21 protein-coding genes are annotated in these 25,555 nt (G+C 72.1%); 12 read left to right on the plus strand and 9 right to left on the minus strand.

Translation table 11 applies throughout. The features are described from left to right. Positions 1–59 precede the first annotated feature (59 nt). The 8 genes from DEI82_RS14775 to guaA all read left to right on the plus strand — a co-directional run bounded on the left by DEI82_RS14775 (position 60) and on the right by guaA (position 8,368). A complete protein-coding gene (locus DEI82_RS14775; RefSeq protein WP_111012172.1) occupies positions 60–254 on the plus strand; it encodes a hypothetical protein in 195 nt (64 codons plus the stop codon). Between the two features lie 116 nt (positions 255–370). Then, on the plus strand, positions 371–1,489 hold the full coding sequence (locus DEI82_RS14780; protein ID WP_111009773.1) for a GuaB3 family IMP dehydrogenase-related protein: 1,119 nt from the start codon (positions 371–373) through the stop codon (positions 1,487–1,489). An 82-nt stretch (positions 1,490–1,571) separates the two neighbouring features. Beyond that, the gene (locus DEI82_RS14785; RefSeq protein WP_111009772.1) at positions 1,572–3,395 is read left to right on the plus strand and encodes a glycerol-3-phosphate dehydrogenase/oxidase; all 1,824 of its coding nucleotides are present in this window, start codon (positions 1,572–1,574) and stop codon (positions 3,393–3,395) included. Between the two features lie 131 nt (positions 3,396–3,526). Next, on the plus strand, positions 3,527–4,057 hold the full coding sequence (locus DEI82_RS14790) for a cation:proton antiporter regulatory subunit (RefSeq protein WP_111009771.1): 531 nt from the start codon (positions 3,527–3,529) through the stop codon (positions 4,055–4,057). Positions 4,058–4,061: 4 nt separating this feature from the next. After that, a complete protein-coding gene (locus DEI82_RS14795) occupies positions 4,062–5,477 on the plus strand; it encodes a cation:proton antiporter (RefSeq protein ID WP_111037438.1) in 1,416 nt (471 codons plus the stop codon). A 12-nt stretch (positions 5,478–5,489) separates the two neighbouring features. Beyond that, positions 5,490–6,329, plus strand: a complete 840-nt coding sequence (locus DEI82_RS14800; protein ID WP_181435241.1) for an SURF1 family cytochrome oxidase biogenesis protein — start codon at positions 5,490–5,492, stop codon at positions 6,327–6,329. A 9-nt stretch (positions 6,330–6,338) separates the two neighbouring features. Beyond that, positions 6,339–6,791: a DUF3817 domain-containing protein gene (locus tag DEI82_RS14805; protein WP_111009768.1), complete on the plus strand. Its 453-nt coding sequence runs from the start codon at positions 6,339–6,341 to the stop codon at positions 6,789–6,791. Beyond that, a complete protein-coding gene (gene guaA / locus DEI82_RS14810) occupies positions 6,788–8,368 on the plus strand; it encodes a glutamine-hydrolyzing GMP synthase (protein WP_111037439.1) in 1,581 nt (526 codons plus the stop codon). The genes DEI82_RS14805 and guaA overlap by 4 nt, the downstream gene beginning before the upstream one ends. Positions 8,369–8,560: 192 nt before the next feature. Here the strand turns inward: guaA and DEI82_RS14815 are convergent, their stop codons facing one another. Then, positions 8,561–9,433 (minus strand): Bax inhibitor-1/YccA family protein, encoded by an 873-nt coding sequence (locus DEI82_RS14815; protein ID WP_111026979.1) that lies wholly within the window; start codon positions 9,431–9,433, stop codon positions 8,561–8,563. Positions 9,434–9,668: 235 nt separating this feature from the next. On the opposite strand from DEI82_RS14815, the gene DEI82_RS14820 reads away from it, so the two are divergent. Next, positions 9,669–10,703, plus strand: a complete 1,035-nt coding sequence (locus tag DEI82_RS14820) for a glycerophosphodiester phosphodiesterase family protein (protein WP_111037440.1) — start codon at positions 9,669–9,671, stop codon at positions 10,701–10,703. Positions 10,704–10,713: 10 nt separating this feature from the next. On the opposite strand, the gene DEI82_RS14825 is transcribed toward DEI82_RS14820, so the two are convergent. Beyond that, complete coding sequence (locus DEI82_RS14825) at positions 10,714–12,180, minus strand: MFS transporter (protein WP_111037441.1); 1,467 nt, start codon at positions 12,178–12,180, stop codon at positions 10,714–10,716. Positions 12,181–12,231: 51 nt separating this feature from the next. Here DEI82_RS14825 and DEI82_RS14830 point away from each other — a divergent pair, with 51 nt between their 5' ends. Together DEI82_RS14830 and DEI82_RS14835 are read left to right on the plus strand one after the other, a co-directional pair. Then, the gene (locus tag DEI82_RS14830) at positions 12,232–12,840 is read left to right on the plus strand and encodes a TetR/AcrR family transcriptional regulator (RefSeq protein ID WP_111037442.1); all 609 of its coding nucleotides are present in this window, start codon (positions 12,232–12,234) and stop codon (positions 12,838–12,840) included. 91 nt (positions 12,841–12,931) lie between these two features. Further along, positions 12,932–15,400, plus strand: a complete 2,469-nt coding sequence (locus tag DEI82_RS14835) for an ATP-dependent helicase (protein WP_111009763.1) — start codon at positions 12,932–12,934, stop codon at positions 15,398–15,400. A 36-nt stretch (positions 15,401–15,436) separates the two neighbouring features. On the opposite strand, the gene DEI82_RS14840 is transcribed toward DEI82_RS14835, so the two are convergent. The 7 genes from DEI82_RS14840 to DEI82_RS14865 all read right to left on the minus strand — a co-directional run bounded on the left by DEI82_RS14840 (position 15,437) and on the right by DEI82_RS14865 (position 20,931). Further along, positions 15,437–15,982 carry a GNAT family N-acetyltransferase gene (locus DEI82_RS14840; protein WP_111012180.1) on the minus strand — a complete coding sequence of 182 codons (546 nt, stop codon included), beginning with the start codon at positions 15,980–15,982 and terminating at the stop codon, positions 15,437–15,439. Between the two features lie 19 nt (positions 15,983–16,001). Continuing rightward, a complete protein-coding gene (locus DEI82_RS14845) occupies positions 16,002–16,664 on the minus strand; it encodes a pyridoxal 5'-phosphate synthase (protein ID WP_181435242.1) in 663 nt (220 codons plus the stop codon). A gap of 127 nt (positions 16,665–16,791) precedes the next feature. Further along, positions 16,792–17,484, minus strand: coding sequence for a hypothetical protein (locus DEI82_RS16305; protein ID WP_181435243.1), 693 nt, complete (start codon positions 17,482–17,484; stop codon positions 16,792–16,794). 154 nt (positions 17,485–17,638) lie between these two features. Then, complete coding sequence (locus DEI82_RS14850) at positions 17,639–18,436, minus strand: hypothetical protein (RefSeq protein ID WP_111037444.1); 798 nt, start codon at positions 18,434–18,436, stop codon at positions 17,639–17,641. Beyond that, entirely contained in the window at positions 18,433–20,229 is a 1,797-nt protein-coding gene (locus DEI82_RS14855; RefSeq protein ID WP_111037445.1) for a putative T7SS-secreted protein, read from the minus strand. Before DEI82_RS14855 ends, DEI82_RS14850 begins: the two co-directional genes overlap by 4 nt. Before the next feature lie 2 nt (positions 20,230–20,231). Then, positions 20,232–20,558 carry a hypothetical protein gene (locus DEI82_RS14860; protein WP_111009758.1) on the minus strand — a complete coding sequence of 109 codons (327 nt, stop codon included), beginning with the start codon at positions 20,556–20,558 and terminating at the stop codon, positions 20,232–20,234. Positions 20,559–20,634: 76 nt separating this feature from the next. Then, complete coding sequence (locus tag DEI82_RS14865) at positions 20,635–20,931, minus strand: WXG100 family type VII secretion target (protein ID WP_111009757.1); 297 nt, start codon at positions 20,929–20,931, stop codon at positions 20,635–20,637. Between the two features lie 179 nt (positions 20,932–21,110). Between DEI82_RS14865 and DEI82_RS14870 the strand changes: the two genes are divergently transcribed. Further along, the gene (locus DEI82_RS14870) at positions 21,111–25,553 is read left to right on the plus strand and encodes an FtsK/SpoIIIE domain-containing protein (RefSeq protein WP_111037446.1); all 4,443 of its coding nucleotides are present in this window, start codon (positions 21,111–21,113) and stop codon (positions 25,551–25,553) included. Positions 25,554–25,555 lie beyond the last annotated feature (2 nt).

The following is a 25,555-nucleotide window of genomic DNA, read 5'->3' on the forward strand; positions in this document are numbered from 1 at the left end:
CCCCCGCACCACGCCCGGGAGGCCCGGACCGCGCCCGCCCCGCTGCTAGCGTCGGGTCCGTGCCCACGTCCGGCCGCCGCCCCGCTCCCGAACACCGCCCCGTCCTCGACGGCGTGGTGTGGGTCGTGTTCGCCCTGCTCTTCGTCGGCGCGGCCCTCGTGCTCAAGGTGTTCGCGGTGCTCGTCGTCGTGCTCCTCGTCCTCGCCGTCGGACTCGGGCTGACGCTCCGGCTGCTCCGCCGCTCGCGTCGGTGACGCGCGCGGCGGCCGGTGCCGTGCCTCCCGGCCGTGCCCGACGCGTCGCTCGCGGACCGGTGCGCACCGTCCGGCCGGCCCGTTCCCGGGTCGGCCCGGCCCGCTAGTCTGACCCGGTGACTGAAGTCGAGATCGGGGCCGGCAAGCGCGGACGACGGGCGTACGCCTTCGACGACATCGCGGTGGTGCCCTCGCGGCGCACGCGCGACCCGCGCGACGTGTCCGTGCAGTGGTCGATCGACGCCTTCACCTTCGACGCGCCGATCATCGCAGCGCCCATGGACTCGGTGGTCTCGCCCGCGACCGCGGTGCACATGGGCCGCCTCGGCATGCTCGGTGTCCTCGACCTCGAGGGCCTCTGGACCCGGTACGAGGACCCGGAGCCGTACCTCGCCGAGATCCGCGAGCTCGCCGACGGCGACGTCACGGCCCGCATGCAGCAGATCTACGCCGAGCCGATCAAGCCCGAGCTCGTGACCGCCCGCCTCGCCGAGATCCGCGCCGCGGGCGTGCCGGTCGCCGGCGCGCTGAGCCCGCAGCGCACGCAGGAGCTGTACCAGACCGTCGTCGACGCCGGTGTCGACCTCTTCGTGATCCGGGGCACCACCGTGTCGGCGGAGCACGTGTCCCAGAACCAGGAGCCGCTGAACCTCAAGGAGTTCATCTACGAGCTCGACGTGCCCGTGATCGTGGGCGGAGCGTCGACGTACACGGCCGCGTTGCACCTCATGCGGACGGGCGCCGCGGGGGTCCTCGTCGGCTTCGGCGGCGGTGCGGCATCGACGACACGCGCGGCGCTCGGCATCCACGCGCCCATGGCCACCGCGGTGGCGGACGTCGCCGGTGCCCGGCGCGACTACCTCGACGAGTCCGGCGGCCGCTACGTGCACGTCATCGCCGACGGTGGGCTCGACACCTCGGGCGACATCGTCAAGGCGATCGCGGTCGGTGCCGACGCCGTCATGCTCGGCACGGCGCTCGCGCGTGCCACGGACGCCCCGGGCGGCGGCTACCACTGGGGCGCCGAGGCGCACCACCCCGAGCTCCCGCGCGGACGCCGGATGCACGTCGGCTCGATCGCGCCGCTCGAGGACGTCCTCGCCGGCCCGACCCCGACGAGCGAGGGCCGGGCGAACCTGGTCGGCGCACTCCGCCGGTCGATGGCCACCACCGGATACTCCGACGTCAAGGAGTTCCAGCGAGTAGAAGTGGTCGTGGCGCCGTACCACGCCTGACCCGCCCGCTCGGCGGTCGTCCGGAGCCCGGCGCCGCGGGCTGCGTCGCCGGCGTGGCCGACCACGCGGTACGGAGGCGGACATGGCCAGGACGACGGTCTCGAACTCGAACAAGATCGGTCCGGAGGAACGTGCGGCGGCCATCCAGGCCCTGAAGTCACGCGAACTCGACGTGCTCGTCATCGGGGGCGGCATCGTCGGCACGGGGAGCGCGCTCGACGCCGTCACGCGCGGGCTGAGTGTCGGCATCGTCGAGGCCCGGGACTGGGGATCGGGGACCTCCAGCCGCTCGTCGAAGCTCGTGCACGGCGGGATCCGGTACCTGGAGCAGCTCAACTTCGCGCTCGTCCGCGAGGCCCTCATCGAGCGCGGCCTGCTCCTGCAGCGACTCGCCCCACACCTCGTCAAGCCCGTGAAGTTCCTCTACCCGCTCAACCACCGGGTCTGGGAGCGGTTCTACATCGGGATCGGCATGGCGATGTACGACGCGTTCAGCTGGAGCGGCGGGCGACCCCCGGGCGTCCCGCACCACCGGCACCTGTCGAAGCGCCAGGTGATGCGTGCGATCCCGAGCCTCGCGAAGGACGCCCTCGTCGGCGGGATGACCTACTACGACGCCCAGGTCGACGACGCGCGGTACGTCGCGTCCCTCGCCCGCACCGCAGCGGCGTACGGCGCCCACGCCGCCAGTCGGGTGCGGATCGAGGGCTTCGTCAAGGTCGGCGAGCGCGTCGTGGGGGCGAAGGCGCACGACATCCAGACCGGTGAGCGGTTCGACATCCGCGCGAAGCAGGTGGTCAACGCGACGGGCGTGTGGACGGACGACACCCAGGCCATGGTGGGGGAGCGGGGCCAGTTCAAGGTCCGCGCCTCGAAGGGCGTGCACCTCGTGATCCCGCGTGACCGGTTCCAGTCGACCATGGGCATGATCCTGCGCACCGAGAAGAGCGTGCTGTTCGTGATCCCGTGGGGCCGGCACTGGCTCGTGGGCACGACGGACACCGACTGGGACCTCGACAAGGCGCACCCCGCCGCGACCGCTGCGGACATCGACTACATCCTCGAGCACGTCAACCAGGTCCTCGCGGTGCCGCTGACGCGCGAGGACGTCGAGGGCGTCTACGCCGGACTCCGCCCCTTGCTCGCGGGCGAGTCCGACCAGACGTCGAAGCTGTCCCGCGAGCACATCGTCGCGCACACCGTGCCCGGGCTCGTCGTCGTCGCGGGCGGCAAGTGGACGACCTACCGCGTGATGGCGAAGGACGCGATCGACGAGGCCGTCGCCGCGCTCGACGGCCGGATCCCGGAGTCGATCACGGACGAGATCCCGCTGCTCGGCGCCGAGGGCTACCCGGCCGCGTGGAACCGGCGCGGCAGGACGGCCCGGGCGTACGGGCTGCACAAGGTCCGGCTCGAGCACCTGCTCAACCGGTACGGCACCCTCGCCGACGAGGTCCTCCGGCTCGTCAGCGAGGACCCGACGCTCGCCGAGCCGCTGCCGGGGGCCGACGACTACATCGGCGCCGAGGTCGTGTACGCGGCGAGCCACGAGAGCGCCCTGCACCTCGAGGACGTCCTCGCCCGGCGGACGCGCATCTCGATCGAGGCGTGGGACCGCGGCGAGTCGGCCGCACCCGTGGCCGCGCGGCTCATGGCGGGCGTGCTGGGCTGGGACCGCGAGCGCACCGAGGAGGAAGTGGGCAACTACCTCAAGCGCGTCGCGGCGGAGCGGGCGAGCCAGCTCGAGCCGGACGACGCCTCCGCCGACCGCGTGCGGCTCGAGGCGCCCGACATCGCGTTCGGCTTCGAGGAGGACGACGTCAAGGTCGGCGGCCCGGGTCGCCAGGACGGCGGCCGCGCCGAGGACGAGCAGGTGATCGGCGAGAAGACGACCGAGCCGCGCTGACCGCGGCGGCCCCGACCGGACGGCGGACGGGAGGGACGGTGCGGGCGCGCCCCGCTCCTCCCGGTCCGCGGCGGCGGGAATCGCGCGAGCGCGTGCGCGGTTAACATGGGCGACAACAAAGGGAGTCATCCATGGTCGACGTTCATCGCGTCAAGCTCCCCGGCGTCGGCGTACTGCACAGCTTCTACACCGACGACGGTGGCAAGTGCGGGGTCATCACGCACCGGTCGGGGCACTCCGACCTCATCTCCTTCGCCGACGTGTCGGACGGCGCCGACCGTGCGCAGAAGGTCTCGCTCCGCCTCAGTGAGGACGAGGCCCACACGCTCGCCGAACTGCTCGGCGGCACCCGGATCACCGAGGGCCTGTCGAAGCTCGACGAGATCCCCGGGCTGTCGATCGACTGGTTCAGCGTCGACTACGAGGACGCCATCGCCGGCAAGCCGCTCGGCGACCTGGCGGCCGCGGGCATCATCGGCCTCACCGTCGTCGCGGTCGTCCGTGGCGACTCGGCGAACCCGGCGCCCTCCGGCGACTTCGTCGTGTTCCCGGGCGACACCATCGTCGTCGCGGGTTCCCCGGAGAAGGTCGCGCGCGCCTTCGCCTACTACCGCAGCGGTGTACTGACGGCGGCGTCCGTCGAGGCCCCGCCCGGAGGATAGGGCGATGCACCTGGGTGGTGAGCTGCTGACCATCGGCGGCCTGTTCCTCATCGCCTACGTCCTCGGACGTCTCGGCAAGCTCATCGGCCTGCCGGCCATCCCGATCTACATGGTGGTCGGACTCATCGCGAGTCCGCACTCCACGTGGATCGGGCTGAGCATCGAGTCGCACACGATCGAGCTCATCGCGACGTTCGGGCTCGTGCTGCTGCTGTTCAACCTCGGGCTCGAGTTCGACCAAGAGGAGTTCTACGGCAACGCGGGCAAGTTGCTCGTGTCCGGCGGTACCTACGTCGCGATCAACATGGGCGTCGGGTTCGCGTTCGGCTTCTCGCTCGGCTGGGGCACGCGCGAGGCCCTCGTCGTCGCGGGGATGACGGCGACGAGTTCGAGCGCGATCGTCACGAAGCTCCTCATCGAGCTCCGGCGCCTCGCGAACGACGAGACGCCGATGATCCTCGGCGTCACGGTCATCGAGGACGTCTTCATCGCCATCTACCTGGCGATCGTGTCCGTCGTGCTCAGCGGCGACACGAACATCTGGGCGGTCGTCGGCAAGCTGGCGCTGTCGTTCGGGTTCCTCATCGTCATGTTCTCGCTCGCGCGCTGGGGCGGCAGGTTCGTCTCGCGAGCCTTCAACACCCGTGACGACGAGCTGTTCACGGTGCTGTTCTTCGGGCTCGCGGTGCTGTTCGGGGGGCTCGGAGACCTGCTCGGCGTGACGGACGCCATCGGCGCGTTCGTCATCGGCCTGCTCTGCGGTGCCACCCGGTACCGCGACCGCATCGAACAGCTCGCGCTCCCGATGCGGGACGTCTTCGGCGCGTTCTTCTTCGTCAACTTCGGGCTGGGCCTCGACGTCTCGACGTTCGGCGTCGTCGTGTGGCCGGTGCTCGGCGCCGTGCTCATGACCGTCGTCCTCAACGCGATCGCCGGCCAGGTCGTGGCCCGGATGAACGGGTTCGGCGCCCAGGCGGGCATCAACACCGCCGTGATCCTCGTCAACCGCGGCGAGTTCGCGCTCATCCTCGCGACGCTGTCGGCAGCCGCGGGCCTCGAGGCGCGGATCACGGCGTTCGCGGGGCTGTACGTCCTCGTGATGGCGATCCTCGGTCCGCTCCTGGCCGTGAACGCCGACCGGATCGGCCTCCTCGTGCTCCGTCCGGAGCGGCGGCGTGCGCGTGCTCGGACGGCGGCGGAGCAAGCGCGGCGAGCTGAGCGTGATCGCATGTTCGCCGAGGAGATCGCCCTCGTGGAGGCAGCGGGCAGCGAAGCGCGCGAGAATGGTGCACCGGAGGAGGCGCCGGTGCTCGTGGAGGACCGCGAACCCGTACCGGCGTCGCCGATCGACCTCCACGCGGAGCAGGCCGGGCAGCAGTCCGACGTCCGCGCCGAACGACAGCGGGATCCGGAGTACTGACACATGTGGGCTGTGGCGCGTCGACCGCGGTGGATCGGTCTCCTGGTCCTGGCGCTCGCCCTCGCGGCGCTGTTCGCGTTCCTCGGGCGGTGGCAGCTCGAACGGGCGATCGCGACGGCGAAGGTCGGTCCCGCCTCCACCGAGAACCAGCAGGTGCTCGACCGCGTCACGAAGCCGCAGCGCTCCATGCCGGAGGACCTCGCCGGTCAGCGGGTCTCCGTGCGGGGGCACTTCGTCGCGGGCGACACGGTGGTGCTCACCGGGCGCAGCGGCGGTGGCCGCTTCCAGACGGTCGGGCACTTCGTCGACAGCAGCTCGGGCGCCAGCCTCCCGGTCGTCATCGGGTACGCGGACGCACGGCGGGCGGCCCTCGCGGGTGGCGCCCGGGCGGCCACGGGTCGTACCGTCACGGTCGAGGGCCGCTACTACCCGTCGGAGTCACCCGACCAGGACGCGTTCCAGAAGGGCGAGCACAGCGCGGTGGCCGCGGCGTCGCTCGTCAACGAGTGGCACGACTTCGACGGCGAGATCTACGGCGGGTACGTGGTCGCCACCCATCCGACGGCGGCCCAGGCGCACCTCGGCACGATCGCCGACCGGGCGCCCACCCGGAACGTCCAGTTCAACTGGCTCAACCTCTTCTACGCGGTCGAGTGGGTCGTCTTCGCGGGCTTCGCGGTGTTCCTCTGGTACCGCTTCGTCAAGGACGCCTGGGAGCGTGAGCAGGACGAGGCGGCCGGTGACGACGACGGGCCGGACGACGACCGCGATCCCGACCCGGACCTCCCGGTCGGCTCTGCGGGTGCTCAGGACTCCCAGCTGCTCGCCGGGGCCCACGCGGGCCACCGGTAGGATCGGTCCATGGCCCTGACCGTCCGCACGCGTGACATCCGCAAGATCCCGGGGGCGGTCCGCCTGTACCGGGTCTCCGCGTACATCACGGGTGTCATGCTCCTGCTGCTCGTGCTCGAGATGGTCCTCAAGTACACGCCGATGCACACCGAGATGCAGCTGGGCGGCAACGGCTTCTTCGTGCCCGAGGGCACCTCGGGCAAGGCCCCCGGCACGTTCGACCTGTCGATCGGGATCCTCATCGCGCACGGCTGGCTGTACGTGCTCTACCTCTTCGCCGACTTCCGCCTGTGGAGCATCATGCGCTGGAAGCCGCTGCGCTTCCTGCTCATCGCCCTCGGCGGTGTCGTCCCGTTCCTGTCGTTCTTCGTGGAGCACCGCATGGCGGGCATCGCGCTGGCGACCCACCATGAACTCGTCGCGCAGCACCAGCAGGCGCGCCAGAAGGAGGCCGCTCGGTGAGCGAGACCGACCAGCGTCCCGTCCTCGTCGTCGACTTCGGCGCCCAGTACGCGCAGCTCATCGCCCGTCGCGTGCGCGAGGCGAACGTCTACAGCGAGATCGTGCCGCACACCGTCACGGCCGACGAGATCAAGGCGAAGGACCCCGCCGCGATCGTCCTGTCGGGAGGGCCGTCCAGCGTCTACGAGGCCGGCTCGCCCGACCTCGACGAGGGCATCCTCGAGCTCGGTGTGCCCGTCCTCGGCATCTGCTACGGCTTCCAGGTGATGGCGAAGTCACTCGGCGGCGAGGTCGCGAACACCGGCCTCCGCGAGTACGGGGCCACCGACGTCGAGCTCGTCGGTGACGGCGGCACGCTGCTCGGCGGCCAGCCCGCGGCGCAGACCGCCTGGATGAGCCACGGCGACTCCGTGCGCACCGCGCCCGAGGGCTTCGAGGTCCTCGCGTCGAGCTCCTCGACCCCGGTCGCGGCCTTCGGGTCCGACGAGCGCAAGCTCTACGGCGTGCAGTGGCACCCCGAGGTCAAGCACTCCGCCGAGGGCCAGCGGGTCATCGAGAACTTCCTGCACAAGGCGGCCGGCCTGCCGGGTGACTGGAACGCCGGCAACGTCATCGCCGAGCAGGTCGACCGGATCCGCGAGCAGGTCGGCTCGGCGCGGGTCATCGCCGGTCTGTCGGGCGGTGTCGACTCCGCCGTCGCCGCCGCGCTCGTGCAGAAGGCCGTGGGCGATCAGCTCACCTGCGTCTTCGTCGACCACGGTCTGCTGCGCGCCGACGAGCGGAAGCAGGTGGAAGAGGACTACGTCGCCTCGACCGGCGTCCGGCTCGTCACGATCGACGCCGAGCAGCAGTTCCTCGACGCACTCGCCGGCGTGTCCGACCCGGAGCAGAAGCGCAAGATCATCGGGCGCGAGTTCATCCGGACGTTCGAGTCCGCGGCCGAGGCCCTGGTGCTCGAGGCGAAGGCGGACGACGACGCGGGCGAGGTCAGGTTCCTCGTGCAGGGCACGCTCTACCCCGACGTCGTCGAGTCCGGCGGCGGGACGGGCACCGCGAACATCAAGTCGCACCACAACGTCGGCGGCCTGCCCGAGGACATGACGTTCGCGCTCGTCGAGCCGCTCCGGACCCTGTTCAAGGACGAGGTCCGGGCGATCGGCCGCGAACTCGGCCTGCCCGAGGTCATCGTCGGGCGGCAGCCGTTCCCCGGCCCGGGCCTCGGCATCCGCATCGTCGGCGAGGTCACGAAGGACCGCCTCGACCTGCTCCGTGCGGCGGACGCGATCGTGCGCGCCGAACTCACCGCGGCGGGCCTCGACCAGGAGATCTGGCAGTGCCCCGTGGTGCTGCTCGCCGACGTCCGGTCGGTCGGCGTGCAGGGCGACGGGCGGACCTACGGGCACCCGATCGTGCTGCGCCCCGTCTCCTCGGAGGACGCCATGACGGCGGACTGGACGCGCCTGCCGTACGACGTCCTCGCGCGGATCTCGAACCGGATCACGAACGAGGTGCGCGACGTCAACCGCGTCGTGCTCGACGTCACGTCGAAGCCGCCGGGCACCATCGAGTGGGAGTAGGGGCCGCCGGGCCAGGGGCCCCGGGGCCGGTCTGCTCACGCTGACGACAAGTGCGCATGCGCCCGCATGCGCACTTGTCGTCTGTGCGCGCACTTCCCGCTTCGCTACGGCGCCCGGACACGGAAGAGCCCCGCCGACGGGGACGCGTCGGCGGGGCTCGGTCCGGGGTGCGGGGACGAGGTCCGGGAGGGCCTAGTTGTTCCGCAGGATGGCGAGGATGCGCAGGATCTCGAGGTACAGCCAGACCAGCGTGACGATGAGTCCGAACGCGGCGGTCCAGCCGTAGATGCGCGGGGCGCCACGCTCGACGCCGGTCTTGATCTGGTCGAAGTCGAGCACGAGCGAGTACGCGGCCATGAGCACCACGAGGATTCCGATGAGCACACCGAGCGGGATGCCGAACAGCGTCACGTTCAGCAGACCGAACGCGCTGTGCGTGACACCCGTCCACATGAGGACGAGGTTCACGAGCGAGAACGCGAGGTACCCGAGCATCGCGACGAGGAAGAACCGCGTGGCCTTCGGGGTCGCACGGACCTTGCCGGACGTGAAGAGCAGGAGCGTCACGGCGAAGACGCCGAGCGTGCCGAACACCGCCTGGGCGACGATGCCGTCCCACTGGGTGTTGAAGACCTGCGAGATCCCGCCGACGAAGAGGCCTTCGAGCCCCGCGTAGGTGAGGACGAGGGCGGGTGAGGGCCTGCGCTTGAACGTGTTGACGAGCGCGAGCACGAAGCCCCCGATGACGCCGACGATCATGAGCGCCGGGACCATCCACCCGATGACCGCGCCGACGACGAGCACACCGAAGGCCACGAGCGTCTTGACGATCGTGTCCTCGTAGCTCATGCGGTCGGTCTCGACCGGGCCGGCCGCCGGGCGGTCGTACATGTACTGGAGCTGCTCGGGCGTGAGCGGCTGGCCGCCGGCCCGGCCGTAGGGGGCCTGCTGTCCGTACGGGGCCTGGCCGGAGGGGGCGCCGGCGCCGTAGGCACCGTTGCCCCATGCGTTGCGGCCCGCGTCGTTGAAGGCGGGGGACTGGTCGAAACCGGGCTTGAACGCCATGGTGTCCTCGTTGTTCCTGTTCTCTGGGTGCTCTGCGGCCGGGTGTGGTCCGGCTGTCGGGGAGCGTCGCGGGTGCGAACATCCGTGTTCTCTCAGCCTAGGGTCGTTCGACGGCGCCTGGCTGGGGATTCGCGATGAGCGGACTGCGGGCCTCCTGGTGGTGACGGGCTGCCATCACCGGTGTGCTCGCGATCCTGTCGCCGTCCTCTGGGAGAACGCCCGTACGCTCGTGCGCATGCCCGACGAGCACGCGCGCACGGCGTCTCCACAGCCCCGCGTCATCGCCCACCGGGGCGCCTCCGGGCACCGTCCCGAGCATTCCCGCGCGGCCTACGACCTGGCGGTGACGCTCGGCGCGGACGCGATCGAGCCGGATCTCGTCGTGAGCCGGGACGGTGTGCTCGTCCTGCGTCACGAGAACGAGATCTCGGGCACGACCGACATCGCGTCCCGACCGGAGTTCCGCGACCGGCGCACCACGAAGCGCGTCGACGGTCAGCGCGTCACCGGCTGGTTCACCGAGGACCTCACGTGGGAGGAGCTGCGCACCCTCCGCGTGCGTGAGCGCCTCCCCGCCCTGCGGCCGGCGAGCGCGGCGTACGACGGCAGCGGGGGGATCCTCCGCTTCGCGGACCTCCTCGCACTGCTCGACGCCGCACCGCGCCCGGTCGGGCTCGTGGCCGAGGTCAAGCACGCCACCTTCTTCGCCGAGCAGGGGTTGCCCCTCGACGAGCTCGTCGACGCCGTCCTCGGCGAGGCCGGCTGGCGCTCCGATCCGCGCCTCACGTTCGAGAGCTTCGAGAAGCAGGTGCTCCTCGACCTGAGGGCCCGGGGAACGGGCGGTCGCTCCGTCTACCTCATGGAGCGGCGGGGCGCGGCGGCCGACGAGCGCGCGCGGCACGGCTCCGCCGCCCCGACGTACGCCGCTGAGCGCACCGACGCCGGCCTGGCCGGGCTCGCGTCGCGCTTCGACGGCATCAGCGTGGACCTGTCGACCCTGATGGCGGCTGTCGACTCGGTCGCCGTGCGCGACGACCGGGAGGTCCGCAGCGGCCTGGTCGAGCGGGCCCACGCCGCCGGGTTGACGGTGTTCACCTGGACGCTCCGCGCGGAGAACCGGTTCCTCCCCGCGCCACTCCGGCGCGACGGCGACCTCGCGGCGCACGGGGACTGGGCCCGCTGGTTCACCTCGGTGATGCGCACGGGCGTGGACGGCGTGTTCGCGGACCAGCCGGACCTCGCGCTCGCCGCACGGTCGATGCTCCGCTGAGCGCCCCCGCTCAACCGAGCGGCACGGCACGTCGGCCGCGGGCGATCCCCCAGGCGACGAGTGCCGCGGCGACGACGGTGAGGACGAGGGACCCGGTGGTCACGGCCTCCCGGAACCCCGCGGTCTGAGCGGCGGTCCACCCGCCCGCGGTGAGCCGACCGACGGCGGACGCGGCGAGGACGGTCCCCGTGACGGCGAGACCGATGCCGGACGCGACCTCGGTGGCCGTGTCGACGAGCGCGGCACCGATCGTCGTGCGCGCCGACGGCAGGCCGCGGAGGACGTTCACGCCCGCGACGACCCCGACGACGCGCATGCCGGCCGCCTCGAGCACGAGCGCGGCGGCGACCCAGGGGTAGCCGAAGCGCCCGAGCACTCCGTACACGGCGAGGCCGGCCACCACGGCGGCCGCGCTCGACCACGCCGCCCGGTCGATCCCGACGCGGTGGACGAACCGGCCGACGAACGGGCCGCCCGCGACGAGGACGGCGACCTGCGGGAGCATGCCGAGGGCGGCCAGTGCTGGTGCCCAACCCCAGTCCAGCTGGAACTGCAGGGTCACGAGGTACCCGAGCCCGGCGGTGGCGAGTCCGGCGGCGGCCTTGAACGCGAGTCCGCTCGAGACGCGGGGCAGGGCGACCAGGGCGAGGTCGAGCAGGGGGTGCCGCGCGGTGCGTTCGCGGAGCACGAAGAGCGCCGCGGCCACGAGGGCGGCGAGGCTCGCGGCCCACGGCGCGCCGTCCTGCGCACCACGGTCGATGAAGAGCGTCGGTGCGACGAGGCCGAGGACGATCGTCGCCGTGCCGAGCGCCGCGCCGAGGACGTCGATCGGTGCGGGGTGGAGCTCCTCGGGCTCGTCGGGGGTCACGCCCCGGCGGACCCCGATGATCGCCAGCACCGCGATCGGGGCGTTCACGAGGAGGAGGACCTGCCACGGCGCGACCGCGAGGACGAACCCGCCGACGGTCGGCCCGATCGCGAGCCCCACGAGCCCGACCGTCGAGATGAGGGTGGTCGCGCGGACGCGGAGGTCGTCACGGTCGAACAGCCGGAACGCGAGTGCCATGGAGCCCGGCGTGGTCATCGCGGCGGCGATCCCCGTGACGACCCGGACGGCGATGAGCTCGCCCGCCGAGTCGACGAGCGCGGTCGCGAGGCTCGTCACGGCGAGCAGGACGAGCCCGACGAGCATGACGCGCCGCCGCCCGAACCGGTCGGCGATCGCCCCGAACACGAGCATCGACCCGCCGAACACGACGGCGTAGGAGCCGGTCACCCACTGCAGACCGGTCGTCGTCGTGTGGAGCTCCCGGCCGATCGTGGGGAGTGCGACGTTGAGGATCGCGTTGTCGAGCATCTCGAACAGGAACACGGCCGACAGGCCGAGCAGGGCGGGCCACGCCTGTCGGAGCGAGGTGGGCGCGCGCCGGGTGGATCGCGCGCCTGGGACGATGGCGCTGGTGGTCGGGTCGGACATGGCGCTGACCTTACGTGAGTAAGTTGAGTGACACAAGCAAGTGGAGGAACGATGCCACGGACCACAGCGCGCGGTGGACCCGAGACGCGAGCCAGGATCGCCGCGATCGCGTCCGGCCTGTTCCACGAACGCGGTTTCGACGCCGTGACCGTCGCGGAGGTCGCGCGGGCCGCCGGCGTGTCCAGCGTCACCGTCTTCAACCACTTCCCGCGGAAGGAGGACCTGTTCCTCGACCGCTCGCTCGACGCCGCCGAGCTGCTCCGTGCGGCGGTGCGGTCGCGTCCCGCCGGCACCGACGTCCTGGCTGCACTGCACGCCGTGGCCCTGCGGCTCGTCGACGAACGGCATCCCCTGTCCGGGCTCGACGACCGGTCCGGTCCGTTCTTCCGGACCGTGGCGGAGTCCTCGGCCCTCGTCGCCCGGGCGCGCGAGATCGGCGCGGAACTGCAGCGGACCCTCGAGGACGCGGTCCGGGACGACGGCGGGTTCGACGGCGATCCGACCCTGCTCGCGGCTCTCGTCGTGGCGGGCTACGCCACCGTCCTCGTGGTCACCGCGCGTCACGTGATCTCGGGGACCTCGGCTGACGCCCTCGTCGACGACCACCGGGCGCGGTTGGGGCGGCTGTTCGACGCGCTCCGGCACGGTCTCGCCCGCTGAGCTCCCGGCGCCGCGGGAGGCGCGGATGCGGGCCGCGGTCGGGCGTCGGTCCGGTGGCGGTGTCCGTGGTCGCGCCTAGACTGACCCGGTCATGACGATCGTGCTCGACCCCTTCGACTCCGCTCCCGATGACGGGGCGGGTCGACCCGCGCGCAGCGGCACCGCCACCTACGACGACCCCTTCACCGCCGGCCTCAACCCGCAGCAGAAGGCCGCGGTCGAGTACCGCGGCGAGTCCCTCCTCATCGTGGCGGGCGCGGGATCCGGCAAGACGAGTGTGCTCACCCGGCGCATCGCGCTCCTCCTGGCCAACCGCGAGGCCTGGCCGAGTCAGATCCTGGCGATCACGTTCACGAACAAGGCCGCGGCCGAGATGCGCGAGCGTGTCCAGGCGCTCGTCGGCGGGGCGGCCGAGGGCATGTGGATCTCGACGTTCCACTCGGCGTGCGTGCGCATCCTCCGACGCGAGTCCGAGCGGTTCGGGTTCACGTCGTCGTTCACGATCTACGACTCCGCGGACTCGCGTGCACTGCTCAAGCGGATCCTCAAGGACCTCGAGGCCGACGCGCTCGGGCTGACGGTGGGTGCCGCCGCCAACAAGATCTCGAAGCTCAAGAACGAACTGCAGGACGTCGAGTCCTACGCCCGCGACATCAACACGAACGACCCGCAAGAGGTCATGTTCCTCGAGGTGTTCCGTCAGTACTCACGCGAGCTCCGGCGAGCGAACGCGTTCGACTTCGACGATCTCATCGGGCAGACGGTGTTCCTGTTCCGGGCGTTCCCCGACGTCGCCGCGCTGTACCAGCGGCGCTTCCGGCACGTGCTCGTCGACGAGTACCAGGACACGAACCACGCCCAGTACGCCCTGATCCGCGAACTCACACGCCCGGTCGCACCCGAGCAGGTCGACGCGCTCGAGGCGTCGGGGCAGCACGTCGACCGCATGCGGGAGCCCGACGGGTCGATCGCACCGGCGTCGCTCACCGTGGTCGGCGACTCCGACCAGTCGATCTACGCCTTCCGCGGGGCGGACATCCGGAACATCGTCGAGTTCGAGCGGGACTTCCCGAACAGCCGGGTGATCCTGCTCGAGCAGAACTACCGGTCGACGCAGAACATCCTCGACGCCGCCAACGCCGTGATCGCGAACAACTTCGACCGGCAGGCCAAGAACCTGTTCACGGACGTCGGGGCCGGCGAGAAGATCACGGGCTTCACGGGCTACACCGGGCACGACGAGGCCCAGTTCGTCGCGGACGAGATCCAGCGGCTGCACGACGACGAGCACATGGACTACCGGGACATGGCCGTGTTCTACCGGACGAACTCCCAGACCCGTGCACTCGAGGAGATCTTCATCCGCGCGGCGATCCCGTACCGGGTGCTCGGCGGCACGAAGTTCTACGAGCGTGCCGAGATCAAGGACGCCATGGCGTACCTGATCACCGTCGCGAACCCCGCGGACCCGCTGTCGCTGCGCCGGATCCTCAACGTGCCGAAGCGCGGCATCGGCGCCGTCACCGAGACGGCCCTGCAGCGGTACGCCGACCAGAACGAGGTCTCGTTGCGCGAGGCCCTCCGGCACGCCGACGAACTCGGGTTCGGGCCGAAGGTCCGCACGGCGATCACCGACTTCGCGGCACTGCTCGACGCCGTCGCCGAGAAGGCCCCGACGCAGCCCGTCGTCGACACCCTGACGCAGCTGCTCGACGGCTCGAAGCTGCTCGAGGTGCTCCGGATGTCGCCGGACGCCCAGGACGCCGCCCGCGCCGACAACATCGACGAGCTCGTGGCGGTCACGCGGGAGTTCCAGAAGAACAACCCCGACGGCACGCTCTCGGACTTCCTGACCGAGGTCTCCCTGGTCGCCGCGGCCGACGAGCTCGACGACTCCTCGGGCACCGTCTCGCTCATGACGCTGCACACCGCGAAGGGGCTCGAGTACGACGCGGTGTTCCTCACCGGCATCGAGGAGGACCTGCTCCCGCACCGCATGTCCGCCGGCGAGCCCGGTGGTCCGGCCGAGGAACGCCGTCTGTTCTACGTGGGCATCACCCGCGCTCGGAAGCACCTGTTCCTCTCGCTCGCGATGACGCGCGCGCAGTTCGGTGACGTCAACGTGGCCATGCCCTCGCGGTTCCTTCAGGAGATCCCGGACGGGCTCATCGAGTGGAAGCAGTCACCGGGCATGGCGAACAGCCGTGGTGGCACGCAACCCCGCGCCCTGAACGCCCGGCGCGAGGGCGGCGTCGGACCGGGCGGCGGCGCGGGCTGGCGCGGACGCGGCGGCGGGTTCGCGGGCGGCAGCTTCGACCGGGCCACGGCCGCGGCGAAGACCCGCCCGAAGACCGAGTGGTCGAACAGCGTCTCGGGGCAGGTGCGCGACAACGGCGACATGGAGCTCGCGCCGGGGGACCGGATCTCGCACGTCGACTTCGGTGAGGGACGCGTCACCGCGGTCACCGGGAACGGGGCGAAGCGGATCGCCGAGGTCCAGTTCGACACAGCCGGGCGCAAGAAGCTCCTCATCAAGATCGCGCCGATCGAGAAGCTTTGACGGTCCGCGGGAGCCGGGTCGGGCCTCCCGGCCTGCTCAGCGCACCATGCGGACGGTCGCGCCGATCGGCGGGAACGCGCCGGTGGTGCCGTCGGTCCTGAACCCATTGCGCCGGTAGAACGCCTGCGCCCGCGGGTTGTCGGCCGCGACCCACAGCGACGCCGGCCGGTCCGCGAGCGCCGCGTCGAGGAGCGCCTGGCCGATGCCGGTGCCGTGTGCGGCGGCGAGGACGTACAGCATCGTCAGCTCGGTGGGGTGGCGCGCGGCGGGCGGATGCGCGGTGGTCGCCTCGGTCCGCTGTTCGGCGGGCTGATCGTGTTCGGCGGGCTGATCGGGGGCGCCGAGATCGGCCGTCGTGGCGAACCCGACGACCGCACCGTCGACGACCGCGACCACCGTGCCGAAGGACCCGGCGGCGAGGTTCTGTTCCCACCGCGCGACGCGCGGCTCGATCTGGAAGGCGGGATGGTCCTCCCCGTCGACGAGGTGCGCGTACGTCTCGCGCCACGACACGGCGTGGACCGTCGCGATGCCGCGGGCGTCCGCGGCGGTGGCGGTGCGGACGACGGCGCGGTGTGCCATGCCCTCAGGGTAGGACCGGTCAGGGCTGCAGTCGGTCGACCCGCCAGGAGCCCTCCGCGCTCCGGTAACGCAGGCGCCGGTACACGCGGTCGCGCGCGCTGAGCCAGAACTCCACGACGTCCGGCACGAGGCGGAACGCGGCCCATGCGGGTGGTCGGGGCACGTCGTCGCCGTGCTCGTCGAGCAGCGCGTTGGCCTGCGCGATCAGGTCGTCCACGACCGACCGCGGGTCGTGTTCGGCGGGGAACGCCGCGGACTGGTGGGACGCCGCGGTCGCGGCCCGGGACTTCGGAGAGCGCGCCGCGAACAGGGCGTCGGCCGCGGCGTCGTCGAGGCGTACGACGTGCCCCTCGAACCGGAGCTGCTGCCCCGTCTCGCGCCAGTAGGCGTGCAGGGCGGCGTTCGGGTTCGCCGTGAGCTCGACGCCCGTGGGGGTGTCCGTGCCCGTGCCGAACAGCAGCCCCTCGTCGGCGAGCTCCTTGACGTCGACGGTCCGGGCGCTGAGCACACCCGTGAGGCTCGCGGTGGCGAGGGTCATCGCGAGCGGTTCGCGGACCTCCCGGGCGGTCGCGGCGTCGAGCCAGCGTCGCGCGAGCGTCATCGGGTGGTCGGGGTGGGCGGTCAGGCCGTCGAACTCCGGGAAGCTGGCGGTGTCGTCGCGGGTGATGCGGTCCGTGGTCACGAGCCCACGATGCTCCTGCGGGCGCGCGAGCGCATCACGACCACGGGCCTTCGAGCGCGTGCTGGGCCGGACTCCGTCTCTTCTGCCAGCGGGTCCGACGGTGATCCGCGTCACCACCGTCGTGCGCTCACGTCGTCGTCGGATCCGTCGCACCGAGCGCGGTCGACACGGGGTCCTGCGTCCTGACCCACATCGCGTGCTCGACGGGCAGTTCGTCGATCCACGTCGTGGTGACCGGATCGGGCACGCCCAGCGACGACGACACGTCGTACACCGCCTCGGCGTACCGCAGCGCGGCGTCCTGATCGCGAGCGGTGACGACCACGAGCAGGTCTTCCGGAAGGGACTCGACCGCATGTCGGAAGACCCACACGCGCGGTGTCTCTGCGGTGGCGGGAGCGTGCGCTTGGAGTGCCTCGATGAACCGCCGATCCCGACGCGTCACCCGATCGAGCGCGACCTGCGCGCCGACGGGAAACGGCCCACTGGCGCTCACCAGCGCCGCCTTCTCATCGGGCTGCACGACCTGCGGGAAAGGGCGGTCGATGTCGACCACGAGACCCCACTCGTCGGGGATCCGACGGAGGAGCTCGTGCACCGGGATCGACAGCATCCGGGCAGGGGTCCCCGCAGGGATGCGAGCGAGGGCGTCCTCGGGCACGGTGAACCCCAACACCAGTGCGACACCCGCTGGCGTGCTGACCGCCAACGGAACACCCTGCTCTTCGTGTCGGAGGACGATGACCTGTGCCTCGGCGAACCCGTACTTCGAGCGAAGCATCATGTCGCGGTGCGCGTTCCGCGGAGGCGTCAGGGGCATGGGGTCATCCCGTCGTCGTCGGTGGTCGAGGGAGGCGGTACCGGGCTACCGGGCTCCCCGTCGAACTCCATCATGGCCGCGATGCGCTGCCCGTTTCGACTGCGGTCACCGGTTCCGGCCGCAAGGGATTCCGCGTGTGACGTCGGCGTCCGGTTCACGGTTCGAGGACCAACGCGAATCGGGGTCGCTCCGCGCGGAACGGTTGGGGGAAGTCGCGCACGATGCCGTGGCCGTCGCCGAAGTCCTCGACGAGGACACCGGCCGGCAGTGCCGCCGTCGCGAGCAGCTCCGACCAGACGTGGTGGCCCGACACCCGGGCGCCCGCCGAGTGCTCGACCAGTCCGGACAAGCGCCGGTAGCGGCCGAAGGCGGAGTGCACGCGCGCGCCCGCACCGCGGAGCTGAGCCACCAGTGCGGGGAGACGGCCCCATCCGCCCTGCGGGTCAGCGGGGTCGCGGAGCGCGTCACGGAGCGGGATCGGACGCCGCATGACCGGATCGGCGGTGTCGGTCGCGACCGTCTCCGTGCCCGGACGAGCGAAGCGGAGGTCCACGGCGTACCGCGAGCCGCCGGCCTCGAGCCCGTCGCGGACCCGCAGTCCGTCACCGTCGTGCCCGAGGGCCGGTACGGCCTCGTACGTGGTCCCCGGCGGCAGCACCCACCGCGCCGCGAACTCGGCGGGCGTCGGCACGGGACCGAGCAGCGTCATCCGTCGGTCAGTGATGATCTCGTTCCCTCGCTCCATCGCGGGCCCTCGGTGTTCGAGGAGTTCGTACCCGGACGCCTGGTACCAGTTGACGAGGCCGAGCAGCCGCCCGTACTCGGGCCACATCGGGACGGGCGACGGCGGCACGACGAGCCGACCCGTGCCGTCGCCGGCGGGCTGGGTCGCCCAACTCGCCGAGCGCGGCAGGATCTCTTCGCCGCCCCGCGTGATCCCGCGGGGGCTCACTGCGCAGCGACGACGTGATGCCGGAGGTCGTCGGCGTAGTCCCAGGGCGTCGCCACGACGAGGCCGCGAGCACCGACACCCATGGAACGGAGTGCGGAGCCGTACTCCTCCATCCGGAGCGTGCCGGGGAGGGGATGGACACTGGCAGAATCCATGAGAGGCCGGTCGATCGACTGGAACGCCGTGCCCCACGACGAGCGGTCACCTGGGATGAAGACCTCGCTCGCGCCGCCTGCGCCGTACTGCGGATTGGCCACTGCCGATCCGATGGCGTGCGGCAGGGGCTGGGTGACCAGGTAGGTCTCGCCCTGCGGCCGGAAGGTCTGGAACGGGCCGCTCGCGTCGTGCACTCCGACCTGCACGCTGGCGGCGTACTGCGCGGCGTCACCACCAGTCGTGATGAGATCGTGTGCGGGTCCCTCGCTCATCACGTAGAACTCGCCGTTCCCGACCACCTGCAGGCGTTGGCCGACGATGGACGTCGGCCGACCCGAGCGCCACGGGTCGACCCCCGGGTAGCCGCTCTTCCAACCGCTCGTTGTGCCCTGCCAGTGCCGGGCGCGAGCGGCGACCGAGGGGAGGTCGGACCGCCAGTACGCCTCCACGCCATCGCGGAAGGCGCCGCGCGCGTTCCGCACGTCCCGCACCCCGGCCGGGAGCCCCGCGACGACGAACGCGCGGAGCGACTCCACCGACCGGAGCGCCGTCCCGTGCCGCACGTTGGCGACGAGGTGCGGGAGCGCGGTGAACGACCGCGCCGTGTTCACCACTTCGGAACCGACGTGCCTGCCTGCGGAGGCGATCCCGCCCGCGAGTCCCGCGCCCTTGGCGAACTCCTCGCCGACCCGGGCCGCGGTGGTGATCCCCTTGCCCATCGGGATGCAGTCGAGGGCCGCGAACGCGAGGTCCCACCCGTCCGCCTGGCCCTTGGTCATCTTGTAGACGGTGTCGGCGAGCACGAGGAGCGCGACACCCGCGACGATCCAGGCGATCGGACCGCCGACGATGAGCGCGATGACGCCCCCCACGGCCACGACGACCTTGGCCACGGAGACGATGTCGCTCCAGACCTCGGACTGGAACACCTCGTCCCAGACGGACTGCTTGCCGAGACCGGCGTCGGCCGCGTGGCCGATCGCGGTCGCCGTGCGACGTTCGCCGTCCTCCCAGTCGCCACGGGCCTCGGCGACCAGACGCTTCGCGGCGTCGATCCGGGACTGCGCGGCGGTGATGGAGCTCTGTGCGGCGTCGACCCCGTCGGATGCCACGGCGGCGTTGTCGGACGCGGCGCGCAGCTGCGCCGGGGTCGGGACCTCCGCGCCGGCGGGCGGCGTCGAGCCGGCGGGGTGCGCGGCGGCGAGCGCGGTGAGACGGGAGGCCGTCGCCGCGTAGTGCGCCGCGGTCACCTGGGCGTCGTCGAGCCGGTGACGGGCGGCGTCGAGGTCGCCGGCTGCGTCCTTGGCGTCGGCGAGGGCACCGTCGGCGCGGTACTGCGTGTGGTCGACGACGTCGGCCCACCCGAGGAGCGCGGTGGCGACGTCGGCGTACGAGTGCACGAGCTTCGCGAGGTCGGTGGGGGTGTCCTGGATCGCGCGGACGAAGACGTCGGCGGCTTCACCCTGCCAATCGGTGAGCCAGCCCGAGCCGCGGACGGACCGGAGGCGCGTGGTCGCGTCGTCGGCGCCCTCCGAGATGCGCTGGTACTCACGGGCCATCATGCGGACGACGGTGGGGTCGCCGGGGACCGGGTCGAACCCCTGGTCCACGACCGCCCAGCCCGTGGGACGGGACACGGCTACCGCGCCGATCCGGCGGCGGTGGGCCCACCGGCCTGGTCGTCGACCCGCAGGGCGGAGGCGAGGTGGGCGTCGGTCTCGCGGTAGGCGCGCTCGGACGTCGTGAGCATGGCAGCGAGGGCCGCGGTGGAGTCCGTGATCTTCCGGCGCTTGTCCTCCCACCGGTGGTCGAAGTCGTGCAGCGCACCCTGGACGACCCGCGATCCGATCTCGTCGTCGGATGCGTCGACCTGCTTGTGCGCACGCTCCAGCGTGCGGTGCACGGTCGTCAGGTCCCGTTCCAGTTCGCCGAGACCCATGAGGTCGACGAGCAGCCGGTCTGCCATGGCGATGTCCCTCCCCGTCGCGCGGATACGCCCACGACCCGTGCGCCGCGGACGGCGCACGGGTCGTGGAGCGATGTCAGCCCTTGAGGCCCGATGCGAGCGACTCGTCGGTCTCGGACAGGGTCTGCGACGCCTTCGTCAGGAATGACGAGAGCCCGTCGAGGCCCTGCACCGTCTGCGTGACGCCCCGGTTGAACTCGTCGTAGGACTCACCGAACGCCACGGACGACTTGTCGGTGACGTAGCCGTCGGAGATGAGCTGCTGGATCTTGCGCTGCAGCGCGGACAGACGGTCCTCGATGTCGGCTTGCCCCGCCTTGAGGTCGGATGCCGCTGCCTCGAGGTCCGCGTAGGACACGTTGATGTTCGCCACTGGTGCTCCCTTTCCCCGGAGTCATGCTGTATTTCCCCCCGTTCGGGGCGTTCCACGGCGCGACACTACCATCGACGCGTCGGCCGCACAGCGGTTCTCCACAGTTCATGCAATCGCATGTGCTAAGGGGCCCCGCTGTCAGAGGCGCCCGCCACGATGGCGGGGCGAGGGGGAGCAGGATGACGTTCACGTTCACGATGGTGGACCGCGACAGCGGTCAGACGGCCAACGTCCACGTCGACGGCGACACCGGGCGGGCGGTCCGCGAGGTCGTGGCCGAGGCCGAGCGGCTGCTCGCGACCGATGTCACGTCCGCCACCGGCCCGGCGACCTACTTCGTGGGCGAGCGCCCGTTGGACCTCGACGCGTCGATCGCCGCCTCCGGTGTCCGTGACGGCGTGGTGGTGAGCCGGAGCGCCGAGGCCGTCCCACCGCCTCCCGTCCGTGCGCTGTCACTCGGCGAGGTCCGGATCGTGTCCGGACCGCACGCGGGCACGGTCGTCCGGGCCGACGCGGGGATCGTCACGATCGGCTCGGGGGCGGCGGCCCAGCTCCGCGTGGAGGCCGCCACCCAGGCCGACGGCCTGGCGGACGCCGCCGCGGCGCTCGGCGGCCAGGGCGTGCCCGACATCGCGCTCCTGGTCTCCGTCGGTCCGGACGGCGCGACCGTGCGCCCGGTCAACGGGTACGCGGGTGCCGCGCTCGACGGCGAACCCGTGGTGACGGAGACCACATGGGACGAGGACGCGCAGCTCACCATCGGGTCGGCCTTGCTCGCGTACGGACGCCCTCGGAGCCGCGGAGCGCACCTCGCGCTCGCCGAGGACGGCATGGCCCTGGAGTACAACCGGCCACCCCGCATCCTGCCGCCGGACGACCACGCGCGGTACCAGTTGCCGGTGCCGCCGGTCGAGCCGCCGGCCAGGGCCCTGCCGATCCTCATGGCCCTGGCCCCGATGGGCATGGCCGTCATGTTCGTGTCGACGACGGGCCGCTGGATCTACCTGCTCGTCGCCCTGCTCTCGCCCCTCGTCATGGTGATCACCGGGTTGCAGGGCCGACGGCAGGGCAAGAAGACCCACCGGCAGCGGGTGGCCGAGTACGAGGACACCCGGGCGCGGGTCGAGGCGGACGCGACCGAGTCCCTCCGACGTGAGCGTGAGCGGTGGATCGCCGGCGCGCCCGATCCCGCGGACGTGTACGAGACCGCCGTCGGGCCGCTCCCGCGCCTCTGGGAACGCCGCCCGACCGACCCCGACCACCTGCTCGTCCGCGTCGGCACCGCGACGCAGCGGTCCGAGGTGACGCTCGAGGACCCGGAACAGCTCTCGCACAAGCGGACGGTCACGTGGGACGCCCGCGACGTCCCGGTGCGGATCGAGCTCGCCGAGCGGGGCGTGCTCGGGATCGCGGGCCCGGGGGACGACGCCCGCCGGATCGCGAACTGGGTGGTCGCGCAACTGGCGACGCTGCAGAGCCCGAAGGACCTGACGTTCGCGCTGCTCACCGACTCGACCAGGACGGGCATGTGGGAGTGGATGTCGTGGCTCCCGCACGTCCGCCGCGACGGCGCCGACCAGCCGGTCACGAGCATCGCGTCCACCGCGGCCGGTACCGCACGGCTCATCGCGGAGCTGTCCGCCACCATCGACGCCCGGAAGGAGGCCGGTGTCCGGGTCGGTCGGCAGGCGCAGCACGCCGGCCAGATCGTGGTCGTCATGGACGGCGCGCGCCGGCTCCGCGCCATGCCGTCGCTCGTCCAGGTGCTCAAGGAGGGCCCGGCGGTCGGCGTCTTCAGCATCTGCCTCGACCTCGACGAGCGCCTGCTCCCGGAGGAGTGCGACGCCGTGGTCGTCGTCCGCGACGGCCGCCTCCGCGTCCGCCAGCAGCGGAGCGAGCGGATCGACGACGCCCGCCCGGACCTGGTGGACCAGGACTGGCTCGAGTGGGTGGCGCGGTCGTTGTCGCCGATCGTCGACGCGAGCCCCGACGTCGAGGACGGCGCGGTGCCGTCGTCGTCCCGCCTGCTGGACGTGCTCGCGCTCGAACCGCCGACGTCCGAGGCCGTTCAGGCGCGCTGGATGCTCGGCGGGCGCAGCACGACGGCCGTGATCGGCGAGTCCATCGACGGCGCCTTCGCGATCGACCTGCACCGCGACGGGCCGCACGGGCTCGTCGCCGGCACGACGGGGTCCGGCAAGTCCGAACTGCTGCAGTCGCTCGTGGCGTCGCTCGCGGTGGCGAACCGCCCGGACGAGATGGTGTTCGTCCTCGTCGACTACAAGGGCGGCGCGGCGTTCAAGGACTGCGTCGACCTGCCGCACACGGTCGGGATGGTGACCGACCTCGACACCCACCAGGTCGAGCGCGCGCTGGAGTCGCTCGGGGCGGAGCTCCGCCGCCGCGAGCACGCCTTGGCCGCGGTCGGCGCCAAGGACCTCGAGGACCACCAGGACCTCCGCGCGAAACGGGCGGCGGCGGGTGACGCCTCGGTCCCCTCCTTGCCCCGTCTGGTCATCGTGATCGACGAGTTCGCGTCGCTCGCCCGCGAACTCCCGGACTTCGTGAAGGGCCTGGTGAACGTGGCGCAGCGGGGCCGCTCGCTGGGCATCCACCTGGTGCTCGCGACCCAGCGGCCGGGCGGCGTCGTGTCGCCCGAGATCCGGGCGAACACGAACATCCGCATCGCGCTGCGGGTGACCGACCAGTCCGAGAGCCAGGACGTGATCGGGGCGAACGACGCGGCGCGGATCGCGAAGACCACGCCCGGACGCGCCTACGTCCGGCTCGGCGCGGCGTCGCTCCTGCCGTTCCAGACCGGTCGCGTCGGGGGTCGTCGTCCAGGGGGCGTCGGCGACGACGCGGACGTCGCTCCGCTCGTGCGCGAGCGGAGCTTCGCGGACCTCAGCGAACCGGCACCGCGCCGCGCTGCGACGGCTTCCGACCTGGCCGACGTCGAGGTCACGGACCTCAGCGTGCTGGTCCGGGCCGTCGGCGACGCGGCCATGGCGATCGGCGTCCCCGAGCAGCGCAAGCCGTGGCTCCCACCGTTGCCGTCGCTCGTGACCCTGGCCGACGTGGAGGCCGTGTCCGCGGTGACGGCGCCGCTCGCGGTGGCCTGGGGCCTGGAGGACCACCCGGACCGGCAGGAGCAGCGGCCCCTGGTGTTCGACCTCGACCAGGACGGCCACCTGTTCGTCATCGGCTCGCCGCGGAGCGGACGCAGTCAGGCGCTGCGGACCCTCGCCGGCGCGATGGCCCTGCGGCTCGGTGTCGGGGACGTGCACCTCTACGGCATCGACTGCGGCAACGGTGCCCTCCTGCCGATCGGCGCGCTCCCGCACTGCGGTGCAGTGGTGCAGCGACACGAGCCGGAACGTGTCGCGCGGCTGTTGACCACCCTGCTCGGTCTCGTCCGGACGCGGCAGACGGCGTTCGCCCGCGCCGGGTACGGGTCCATCGCGGAGCAGCGCGAGGCCGCGCCCGCCGCCGACGAGGTCCCCATGCCCCACGTCGTGGTCCTGCTCGACCAGTGGGAGGGCTTCATGTCCTCGCTGGCCGAGGTCGAGAACGGCGCACTGCACGACGCCGTCCAGACGCTCCTGCGCGAGGGCGTCGGCGTCGGCGTGCACCTCGTCGTCACCGGGGATCGCACGCTCACCGCCGGGCGCATGTCGAGCCAGGTCGAGCGGAAGCTCCTGCTCGCCCTGGCGGACCGCGGCGACTACGCGTACGAGGGCGTGAACGGCAAGAAGCTGCCCGAGATCATCCCGCCCGGTCGGGGGTTCCGCAACGCCACGGCCACCGAGACCCAGATCGCCGTGCTCCCCGGTGGCGCCACCGGGCGGGCGCAGGCCGACGCCCTCCGCGGGATCGGTGACGAGGTCCGAGCCTTGGTGGCCGCGGACGCGCCCCGGCCGGTCCGGGTCGACGCACTCCCGCAGGGGATCACGCGCTCCGAGGCGGTCCGGTACCTGCCGGTCGCCGATGCGCGCGCCGGGAGGATCGGGGTCGGTGTGGGCGGCGACGAGCTCCGCTTCCACACCCACGACTTCGTCGACGACACCGCGGTGTTCGTCGTCGCGGGGAGCGCTCGCTCAGGCAAGAGCACGACGTTGGTCGCGATGGCCCGACACGCCCTGGACACGGGCGGGAGCGTCGTCGCGGTCGTCCCGCGCGACTCACCGCTGCGCGCACTCGCGGGCGAGCACGCACGGTGCACCGTGTTCACCGATCCCGGACTCAGCGCGGACGACCTCGCCGCGGCGGTCGAGGGGGCGGAGGGCTTCACCCTCGTGCTCGTCGACGACGCGGAGCTGCTCAAGGAGACCGATGCCGAGCCGGTGTTCCGCGCGATCATGGCGTCGGAGCGGGGGCGCCGCGTCGGCCTCGTGCTCGGCGGTGACGTCGAGGGCGTGGCGAGCGGGTTCCGGGGCTGGCAGGTGGACGCCAAGAAGGCACGACGGGGCCTGCTCCTCGCCCCGCTGAGCACCGTCGACGGCGACCTGATCGGTGCGCGCCTGACCAAGAGCGCGCTGGGTCAGGACCGCACGCCCGGGCGGGGGTTGCTGCACGACGCGGACGGCGTCCTCCGGGTGGTGCAGGTGCCGGAGGGCGACTGATC

This window comes from Curtobacterium sp. MCBD17_019, from assembly GCF_003234555.1.
Taxonomy (GTDB): domain Bacteria; phylum Actinomycetota; class Actinomycetes; order Actinomycetales; family Microbacteriaceae; genus Curtobacterium.